Origin of the sequence: Synechococcus sp. BA-120 BA3, assembly GCF_034931285.1 — a bacterium.
Lineage (GTDB): Bacteria > Cyanobacteriota > Cyanobacteriia > PCC-6307 > Cyanobiaceae > Cyanobium.
This window is the reverse complement of record NZ_JAYGHZ010000302.1, coordinates 1-9,116: the sequence shown is the minus strand read 5'-3', so window position 1 is coordinate 9,116 and position 9,116 is coordinate 1. Positions and strand designations below refer to the sequence as shown.

At 67.8% G+C, this 9,116-nt stretch carries 11 protein-coding genes; 2 read left to right on the top strand and 9 right to left on the bottom strand.

What is annotated here, in order from left to right:
• Positions 1–38 precede the first annotated feature (38 nt).
• Complete coding sequence (locus tag VB737_RS12440) at positions 39–635, top strand: ribonuclease HII (RefSeq protein ID WP_500313374.1); 597 nt, start codon at positions 39–41, stop codon at positions 633–635.
• Here the strand turns inward: VB737_RS12440 and VB737_RS12435 are convergent.
• The gene (locus tag VB737_RS12435; RefSeq protein ID WP_500313371.1) at positions 574–1,086 is read right to left on the bottom strand and encodes a DUF1997 domain-containing protein; all 513 of its coding nucleotides are present in this window, start codon (positions 1,084–1,086) and stop codon (positions 574–576) included. The genes VB737_RS12440 and VB737_RS12435 overlap by 62 nt on opposite strands.
• Positions 1,087–1,143: 57 nt before the next feature.
• Between VB737_RS12435 and pheA the strand changes: the two genes are divergently transcribed.
• On the top strand, positions 1,144–1,989 hold the full coding sequence (gene pheA / locus VB737_RS12430; RefSeq protein ID WP_500313370.1) for a prephenate dehydratase: 846 nt from the start codon (positions 1,144–1,146) through the stop codon (positions 1,987–1,989).
• Between the two features lies 1 nt (position 1,990).
• Here pheA and VB737_RS12425 read toward each other — a convergent pair whose 3' ends face one another.
• The 8 genes from VB737_RS12425 to VB737_RS12390 form a co-directional block, all read right to left on the bottom strand.
• A complete protein-coding gene (locus tag VB737_RS12425) occupies positions 1,991–2,977 on the bottom strand; it encodes a methyltransferase domain-containing protein (RefSeq protein WP_500313368.1) in 987 nt (328 codons plus the stop codon).
• Positions 2,978–2,980: 3 nt separating this feature from the next.
• A complete protein-coding gene (locus tag VB737_RS12420; protein ID WP_500313367.1) occupies positions 2,981–3,649 on the bottom strand; it encodes an LON peptidase substrate-binding domain-containing protein in 669 nt (222 codons plus the stop codon).
• A gap of 140 nt (positions 3,650–3,789) precedes the next feature.
• Positions 3,790–4,110 carry a 30S ribosomal protein S10 gene (gene rpsJ, locus VB737_RS12415; RefSeq protein WP_015109452.1) on the bottom strand — a complete coding sequence of 107 codons (321 nt, stop codon included), beginning with the start codon at positions 4,108–4,110 and terminating at the stop codon, positions 3,790–3,792.
• 142 nt (positions 4,111–4,252) lie between these two features.
• Positions 4,253–5,482 (bottom strand): elongation factor Tu, encoded by a 1,230-nt coding sequence (tuf, locus tag VB737_RS12410; RefSeq protein ID WP_015109451.1) that lies wholly within the window; start codon positions 5,480–5,482, stop codon positions 4,253–4,255.
• Positions 5,483–5,524: 42 nt separating this feature from the next.
• Positions 5,525–7,600, bottom strand: coding sequence for an elongation factor G (gene fusA / locus VB737_RS12405; RefSeq protein ID WP_500313365.1), 2,076 nt, complete (start codon positions 7,598–7,600; stop codon positions 5,525–5,527).
• Positions 7,601–7,712: 112 nt separating this feature from the next.
• A complete protein-coding gene (gene rpsG, locus VB737_RS12400; protein WP_015109449.1) occupies positions 7,713–8,183 on the bottom strand; it encodes a 30S ribosomal protein S7 in 471 nt (156 codons plus the stop codon).
• Positions 8,184–8,247: 64 nt separating this feature from the next.
• Entirely contained in the window at positions 8,248–8,622 is a 375-nt protein-coding gene (gene rpsL, locus VB737_RS12395) for a 30S ribosomal protein S12 (RefSeq protein ID WP_015109448.1), read from the bottom strand.
• Positions 8,623–8,718: 96 nt separating this feature from the next.
• Entirely contained in the window at positions 8,719–9,054 is a 336-nt protein-coding gene (locus tag VB737_RS12390) for an AIR synthase (protein WP_500313372.1), read from the bottom strand.
• Positions 9,055–9,116: the final 62 nt, after the last annotated feature.

The following is a 9,116-nucleotide window of genomic DNA, read 5'->3' as shown; positions in this document are numbered from 1 at the left end:
CGGCATACGATACCCCCTGGCGTCTCGTGGGCTGGGAGATGTGTATCAGGGACAGGGGCAGCTTGTTCGGGCCGGTGTTCGCGGCGGCGGTGGTGTTGCCGGCCACGGCCCTGGCACCCCTGGCGGCGGCGGGCCTGAACGACAGCAAGAAGCTCACCGCCCGACGCCGCGAGGCCCTGGTTCCCCTGCTCCGCCACCATGCCCTGGCCTGGGCCCTGGGGCAGGCGAGCGCCGGTGAGATCGATCGCTGGGGAGTGCGCCAGGCCACCGAATGGGCGATGCTGCGGGCCCTGCAACGGCTGGCCCGCCCCCCCCGGCTGTTGCTGGTGGACGGGGTGCTGCCCCTGCGGGGCTGGCCAGGCCGTCAGGCCACTCTGGTGGGCGGCGATGGTCGCTGTGCCGCGATCGCCGCCGCCAGCGTGCTCGCCAAGCAGGAGCGGGATGCCCTGCTGCGGCGCCTGGCGTTGCGCCACCCCGGCTATGGCCTGGAGCGCCACGCCGGCTACGGCACCCGCCAGCACCGGGAGGCGATCCAGCGGCTCGGACCCACCCCCCTGCACCGCCGCAGCTTTCTCAGGTCGATCGGCACCAGCGCTGGAAATCCCCCAGCAGCTGCTGACTCACCCGGGTTCTGATGCCCAGCAGGATGCCGCCGAGCACCGAGCGGCCCGTGGCCTCCAGCACCTTGGGGGGGATCAGCTGCAGCAGGGTGGGGCGGCTCACCGTCACCGAGAGGCTGGCTTCACCGGTCAGGCCGCCGTCGGCGGCGGCGAGCCAGGAGCAGAGTCCGAGGCGAAAGTCCTCCACCAGTCCAAGGCCCTCCAGCTGGCAGTCGAGGGCCTCCAGCTCCAGCCGCCCCTGGCGGCGCACCACCTGGAGCTCCACCACCGGCTGGATCTTCAGCTGGAACACCCGCACCTGGCTGACGGTGTAGCGGTAGCGGCCGGGGCCGAGGGGTTCGAGCTGGGTGGGGTCGAGCAGGGCCTGCACCACCCGCTGCTCATCGTCGAGGTAGGCGGGCAGGCGATCCGCCTCGCTGGCCACCGGAAGGTCGAGTTGCTGGCTGGCGCTGAAGGCCAGGGACATGGCCTGCGGGCCGGCAGGCCATGATCCTACCGATCACCACTGACCGGCCCCTCCGCCATGCGCCTCGCCTTTCTCGGTCCCGTCGGCACCTACGGTGAGCAGGCGGCACAGCGACTGGCGGCCCTGGAGGGCCTCGAGGCTGTGGCGTTCATCCCCCAGCAGGGCATCCGCGCCGTGATCCGGGCCCTGGCCGACGGCGACTGTGATCTGGCGGTGGTCCCGGTCGAGAACTCCGTCGAGGGGGGGGTCACCAGCTGCCTCGATGCCCTCTGGGAGCACCCGGACCTGGCGGTGGCCCGGGCCCTGGTGCTGCCCATCCGCCATGCCCTGGTGGGCACGGGCCCCCTCGATGCCATCAGCGAGGTGCTCTCCCACCCCCAGGCCCTGGCCCAGTGCAGCCTGTGGCTGGGGGAGCACCTGCCCCAGGCCCTGCAGCTGCCCACCAGCTCCACCGCCGAAGCGGCCCGGCTGGTGCGGGGCAGCCGCTTCCGGGGTGCCATCGCCTCGCTGGAGGCGGCTGCCGAGCATGGCCTGGAGGTGCTGGCCCACCCGATCAACGATGTGCCGGGCAACTGCACCCGCTTCCTGCTGCTGCGTCGCGGCGAGCGCTCCCACCGGGGCCCCCATGCCAGCCTGGCGTTCTCGCTCCATTCCAACCAGCCCGGTGCCCTGCTGGAGTCCCTGGGCTGTTTCGCCCGCCAGGGGCTGAACATGAGCCGGATCGAGTCGCGTCCGTCCAAGCGGGAGATGGGCGAATACATCTTCTTCGTTGATCTCGAGCTTCCCGAGGGGGCCGCGCCGCTGGAGGGGGCGATCGCCGACCTCACCCCCCTCTGCGAGCACCTGGCCCTGTTCGGGGCCTATCCCCTCACCAACCTCGCCGCCGAGGAGAAGGCCGACTGAGTCAGCCCGCCCCGGGCACCGGACCACGGAAGACGCCGAACTGCATCAGGCCGTTGCGGAAGGCCCAGTCCATCAGCAGCAGCGTCGGCGTTTCCCGCAGCCCCTGAACCACGGCCCGGGGGCCCAGCCCCAGCACCGCCCCGGGGCGGCGCACGCCTTCAAGGATCGAATCCACCCAGGAGGGTTGGGTGGCGGCGGTCCAGTCCGCGGTGCTGATCGGCAGGCCCCGGTTCCAGGGGCTGGTCTCCAGATTCCGCCGCAGGGAGGGGATGCTGGCGAACTCCGGGTGGGCCCACTGGTCGAGCAGCTGGCGCATCACCCAGCGCTCCAGCCGGTTCATCGGGGCGACACTGGGGTCCCGGCGGTTCCAGTCGGCCACGGCCAGGCAGCCGCCTGGCTTGAGCACCCGCAGCATCTCATCGGCGTAGCGCTGCTTGTCGGGCATGTGGGGGCCGGCCTCGACGCTCCAGACCGCATCGAAGCCCGACGCGGGGCCCCCGTCCGGCAGATCCAGGGCCAGGGCATCCATCACGGCGAAGCGGCAGCCTGGGAGGTCGGCCGGGGTGAGCTCCCGGGCCCGGGCGATCTGGGCCGGGCTGATGCTGATGCCCAGCACCTCGAAGCCGTAGTCGCGGGCCAGGATGCGGGCGCTGCCGCCGATGCCGCAGCCCACATCCAGCACCCGGCTGCCGGGGGGCAGTCGGTCGAGGCCGCTCCAGCGCACCAGTTCGTGGACGAAGGCGGCCTTGGCGGCGCGGAAATCCCGGGCTCCCGGGGGATCGCCGTAGTGGCCCAGGTGCACATGCTCACCCCAGAGCCGCTCCAGCAGACGATCATCCGTCCAGCGGTCGTAGGCGGCGGCCACGCTGGCCGGCGAAAGATAGGCCCGGGAGCGGCGCTGCCACAGCAGGGCGGCCACAACCGCGGTCAGGGCACCCCCAGTCAGGAGGAGGGGCAGCAGGGCGCTGCCCGGAAGGAGGCTCGGCATGGATCAGGCCTCGCTGCTGCCGTCGCCGAGGCTGGAGAAGGTGTCCTTGAGGACGGTGCGGGCCGCCAGCTGGCGCCGCGTCTGGTCGAGCAGTTCGTATTCCTGGCGCAGGCGTTCGCCCGTGTCGGTGATCTCCAGAAGGGCCTGCTGGTGGTCGGCCACCGGCCCGCCGAGATGGGCGCCGATCCAGAAGGAGAGCTCCCTTGGCAGATCGGGCAGATCGGCGGGCAGGGAGGAGGGCTTGCCGATCAGCTTGCCGGTGAGGTCGACCACGTCGCGCAGGGCCCGGGTCACGTCGTTGGTGAGGGTCTCGAGTTCCTCGTGGCTTTCGCTCACCGTGTCCTCGATCCAGCTGACCACGCCAACGCGGAACGGGGTGTCGCGGACGATGTCGAGCACCCGGAAGCGCTGCTGTCCCATGGTGACGATGTTGCTGCGGTCATCGTCCTGCACCTGGCAGTGGAGGATCTCGGCGCAGCAGCCCACCTCCGCCATCTTCTTGCTCTGGGGATCCCAGCGCACCACGCCGAAGCGCCTGTCCTCTGACATGGCGGTGCGCAGCATCATGCGGTAGCGCGGCTCGAAGATGTGGAGCGGCAGCACCTCCTGGGGGAAGAGCACCACATCGGGGAGGGGGAACAGGGGCAACTCCCTGACGGCCAGGTCAGTCACGCGAGCAGGATGCCGCTGGCGGCAGGGGGGAAGGGGCGTTCGGAGGATGGGGGCGGAAGGATCAACCAGGGCCACGCGGGGTGTATCGCGATCCTAGGGAGAGCGACCAGTCCGGCGAAGCCCCGTGGCCCCCATCGGCATCAGAGCTTGACTTCGATATCCACACCGCTCGGAAGGTCGAGCTTCATCAGGGCGTCGATGGTCTTGGAGCTGGGGCTGTAGATATCGATGATGCGGCGGTGGGTGCGCGTCTCGAAGTGCTCACGGGAATCCTTATCGACGTGAGGCGAGCGCAGCACGCAATAGATCTTGCGCTTGGTGGGCAGGGGGATGGGGCCGATGGCCGTGGCAGCGGTGTGATCGGCGGTTTCGATGATTTTTTCGCAGGAGAGATCCAGCATGCGGCGATCGAAGGCCTTCAGGCGGATGCGGATCTTCTGCTGGGGGATGGAGGCGGTCATCGGAAGGGAAACGCGGGCGAAGGGCGGCTGATGGGCGGCGGAAGTGCCGCGGAAACGGGTTGTCGAGGTGCGGAGGAACCGACGGTTCCGGAAGGGGGCATCCCACCGTGGTGGGACGCCCCTCTAACAGGCTAGATCAGCCTCACAGAACGATCTTGGACACCACGCCGGCACCGATGGTGCGGCCGCCTTCGCGGATGGCGAAGCGCATGCCCTGCTCGATGGCGACCGGGCAGATCAGCTCGGCGCTCATCTTGATGCGGTCGCCGGGCATCACCATCTCCACGTTGGAGCCGTCATCGGCGGTGAAGGCGGTGATCTGGCCGGTCACGTCCGTGGTGCGGATGTAGAACTGCGGGCGGTAGCCGGCGAAGAAGGGGGTGTGGCGGCCGCCTTCCTCCTTCTTGAGGACGTACACCTCACCTTCGAACTTGGTGTGTGGCTTGATGGAGTTGGGCTTCACCAGCACCATGCCGCGCTCGATGTCCTCCTTCTGGATGCCGCGCAGCAGCAGGCCGACGTTGTCGCCCGCCATGCCCTCGTCGAGCAGCTTGCGGAACATCTCCACGCCGGTGACGGTGGTTTCCCGGGTGTCGCGGATGCCGACGATCTGGACGGTCTCGCCGACCTTCACCTTGCCGCGCTCGATACGACCGGTGGCGACGGTGCCCCGACCGGTGATGGAGAAGACGTCTTCGACGGCCATCAGGAAGGGCTTGTCGATCTCGCGCTCGGGCTCGGGGATGGACTCATCGACCGCATCCATGAGGTCGAGGATCTTGTCGACCCACTCGTCCTCACCGCGCACGGCCTTCTTGCCGGCCTGGATGTACTCGAGGGCCTTGAGGGCGGAGCCGGCGATCACGGGGATGTCGTCGCCGGGGAAGTCGTAGCTGCTCAGCAGCTCACGCATCTCCAGTTCGACCAGCTCGAGGATCTCCTCGTCGTCGACCATGTCCTTCTTGTTGAGGAACACCACCAGGGCGGGCACGCCCACCTGCTTGGCCAGCAGGATGTGCTCCTTGGTCTGGGCCATGGGGCCGTCGGTGGCGGCCACCACCAGGATGGCGCCGTCCATCTGGGCGGCACCGGTGATCATGTTCTTGACGTAGTCCGCGTGGCCCGGGCAGTCCACGTGGGCGTAGTGACGGTTTTCGGTCTCGTACTCGACGTGGGCCGTGTTGATCGTGATCCCCCGCTCCTTCTCCTCAGGGGCGCCATCGATCTCGTCGTAGGCCTGGGCCTTGGCCATGCCCTGGGACGCCAGCACGTTGGTGATGGCGGCGGTGAGGGTGGTCTTGCCGTGGTCAACGTGACCGATGGTGCCGATGTTGACGTGAGGCTTGTTCCTCTCGAACTTCTCGCGTGCCATGGAAGGAAAGAATCGGGGGGGTGGGTTGGATGGAAAGAAAGATCAGGAATTGCCCTGATTCTTGGAAATGATGGCTTCCGCCACATTGCGAGGAACTTCCTCGTAATGGCTGAACTCCATCGAGAAAATACCCCGACCCTGGGTCATGGATCGGAGCTGGGTGGCGTAGCCGAACATTTCGGCCAGAGGCACCTTGGCCTGGACTTTGGACTGTCCGTCGTCGACGGACTGCCCTTCGACCTGACCACGGCGGGAGGAAAGGTCGCCGATGACCGAACCGAGGAAATCCTCGGGGACCTCGACCTCAACCTTCATCATCGGCTCAAGCAGTACGGGGTTGCACTTCTTGACGCCGTCCTTGAAGGCCATGGAACCGGCGATCTTGAACGCCATCTCCGAAGAGTCGACGTCGTGATAGGAGCCGTCCACCATGGTGACCTTGACATCGATCATCGGGAAACCGGCAATCACGCCGGACTGGCAGGTTTCCTTCATGCCGGCTTCCGCCGGACCGATGTACTCCTTGGGAACGATGCCGCCAACGATCTTGTTGACGAACTCGAACCCTGAACCCGGCTCGCCGGGCTGCATCTCGATCACCACGTGGCCGTACTGGCCCTTGCCGCCCGTCTGGCGGGCGAACTTGCCCTCACCCTTGGCACTGCCACGGATGGTTTCCCGGTAGGACACCTGGGGGGCGCCGATGTTGGCCTCCACCTTGAACTCCCGCAGCATGCGGTCGACCAGGATCTCCAGGTGCAGCTCGCCCATGCCGGCGATCACCGTCTGGTTGGTTTCCGGATCGGTGGAGACCCGGAAGGTGGGGTCCTCCTCGGAGAGGGACTGCAGGGCCTTGCCGAGCTTCTCCATGTCGCCCTTGGTCTTGGGCTCCACGGCCACGGAGATCACCGGTTCGGGGATGAACAGGGATTCCAGGATGATCGGATCGGAGTCGACGCAGAGGGTGTCGCCGGTGGTGGTGTCCTTGAGGCCGAGCACGGCCCCCAGATCACCGGCCCGCAGTTCGTCCACCTCCTCGCGCTCGTCGGCCTTGAGCAGGATCAGGCGGGAGATGCGCTCCTTCTTGTCCTTGGTGGAGTTGAGCACGTAGCTGCCCTTCTGCAGGACCCCGCTGTACATGCGCACGAAGGTGAGCTTGCCGTAGGGGTCGGCCATGACCTTGAAGGCCAGGGCGCTGAAGGGGGCGCTGTCGTCGCAGGGGCGGGTGGCTTCACTGCCGTCGGCCAGCAGGCCATGGATCGGGGGCACGTCGACGGGGGCGGGCAGATAGTCGACCACCGCGTCGAGCACCAGCTGGACACCCTTGTTCTTGAAGGCGGAGCCGCAGAGGATCGGCACCATGCCGTGCTGGAGCACCCCGAGACGGATGCCGCGCATCAGCTGTTCCTGGGTGAGCTCGCCGTTCTCGAGGAAGGCTTCGATCAGCTCCTCATCGGTTTCGGCCACCGACTCCATCAGTTTCTGGCGCCATTCCGCAGCCTCGTCCTGCATGTCGGCGGGGATGTCCTCTTCGAGGATGTCGGTGCCGAGATCATTGGTGTAGATGATCGCCTTGTTGCGCACCAGGTCGATGATGCCCTTGAGATCGCCCTCGGCACCGATCGGCAGCTGGATCGGCACGGCGTTGGCCTTGAGGCGATCCTTGATCTGCTCGTAGACCTTGAGGAAGTTGGCGCCGGTGCGGTCCATCTTGTTGACGAACACGATCCGGGGCACTTTGTAGCGGTCGGCCTGGCGCCAGACGGTTTCCGACTGGGGCTGGACGCCTCCCACGGCACAGAACACGGCGACCACGCCATCGAGCACCCGCATCGAGCGCTCCACTTCGATCGTGAAATCGACGTGGCCGGGGGTGTCGATGATGTTGATCCGGTTGTCCTTCCAGCTGGTGGAGATGGCAGCCGCGGTGATCGTGATACCCCGCTCGCGCTCCTGCTCCATCCAGTCGGTGACGGCGGCGCCATCGTGCACCTCGCCCATTTTGTGGACCACGCCGGAATAGAACAAAATCCGTTCGGTCGTGGTGGTCTTGCCCGCGTCGATGTGAGCGGCGATACCGATATTTCTGACGCGTTCCAGGGGGTAGGCGCGGGCCACGGGAAAGTTCTCCGGGGGTGGGTCGACAAAAAACGGGCGTAACTCTACAGACCGGTGATCGCTCAGGTCTGGGGGAACCGGATCAGCCCAGGGATCCGGCCCCCGGGGCCGCTCAGTAGCGGTAGTGGGCGAAAGCCTTGTTGGCCTCGGCCATCTTGTGGGTTTCCTCCCGCTTGCGGACGGCACTGCCGGCCTCGTTGGCCGCGTCCATCAGCTCGCCGGCCAGTTTCTGGGCCATGCTGCGGCCGTTGCGGGCCCGGGAGAAGTTGACCAGCCAGCGCAGCGCCATGGCGGTGCCCCGCTCCTGACGCACTTCCATCGGCACCTGGTAGGTGGCGCCGCCGACCCGACGGGCCCGCACCTCCACCAGGGGGGTGGCGTTGCGGACCGCCGTCTCGAACAGGTCGAGGGGATCGGCGCCGGTGCGCTCGTTGATCAGGGTGAAGGCATCGGAAAGGATGCGCTGGGCCGTGGACTTCTTGCCGTGCTTCATCAGCCGGGCCACGATCATCGAGGCCAGACGGCTGTTGAACTGGGGATCCGGGAGAACCGGGCGCTTCTCGGCGGCGTTGCGGCGGGACATGGAACGGAGGGAGAAAAAGCGGGAGAGGAAGGAGTCGGCCGCGGAGAGCCGGTGGCGCGGAGGTTCAGGCCTTCGGTGTCTTGGCGCCGTACTTGGAGCGGGATTGACGCCGGTCCTTGACCCCGGAGGTGTCGAGGGTGCCGCGGATGATGTGGTAGCGGACACCGGGCAGATCCTTGACGCGGCCGCCGCGGATCAGAACCACCGAGTGCTCCTGGAGGTTGTGGCCGATGCCGGGGATGTAGGCCGTCACCTCGAAGCCGGAGGTGAGGCGCACGCGGGCCACCTTCCTCAGCGCCGAGTTGGGCTTCTTCGGGGTGGAGGTGTACACCCGGGTGCAGACGCCACGCCGTTCGGGGCAGGCGCGCAGGGCGGGCGACTTCGTCTTGCGGGTGAGACGCTGCCGCTCGGTGCGGATCAGCTGCTGAATAGTGGGCATCGAGGGCCGGGTGCTGCTCGGTGGGGACTTCTGGGTGGACAGGTCGGACGTCCGACCGTATCGACAATCCGACACCTTACTTCGTCGTCGTCCCGCTCATGTCTCGCGGCTGAAGGCGGCCCCGCAGGCGCAGCTGCGCACCCCTGGCCCGGAGCGCACCAGGAAACCCCCGCCGCTGAGGTCGCCCCGGTAGTCGAGCTGCAGTCCCTGGAGCAGGGGCAGCTGGTCCCCGGGGGAATAGAGGGTGATGCCGTCGGCGCGGGCCACGGGGGTGCCGGACAGGTGGCCGGGGCGCAGGCGGATGGCCCAGGCTTCACAGGCACCCTCCACCAGCTCCAGGTGCATGAGCCCGGGGGTGCCCGCCACGGCGGCCTGCCGGCAGAGCTCGGCGGCGGCGGCGGCGGTGAGACGGAGGCTGTGGCCCCTGGGCACGGCGAGGCGGCGGATGGGGGCAGTCTGCCAGTGGGGGACTTCGACCAAGACCATCAGTGGAC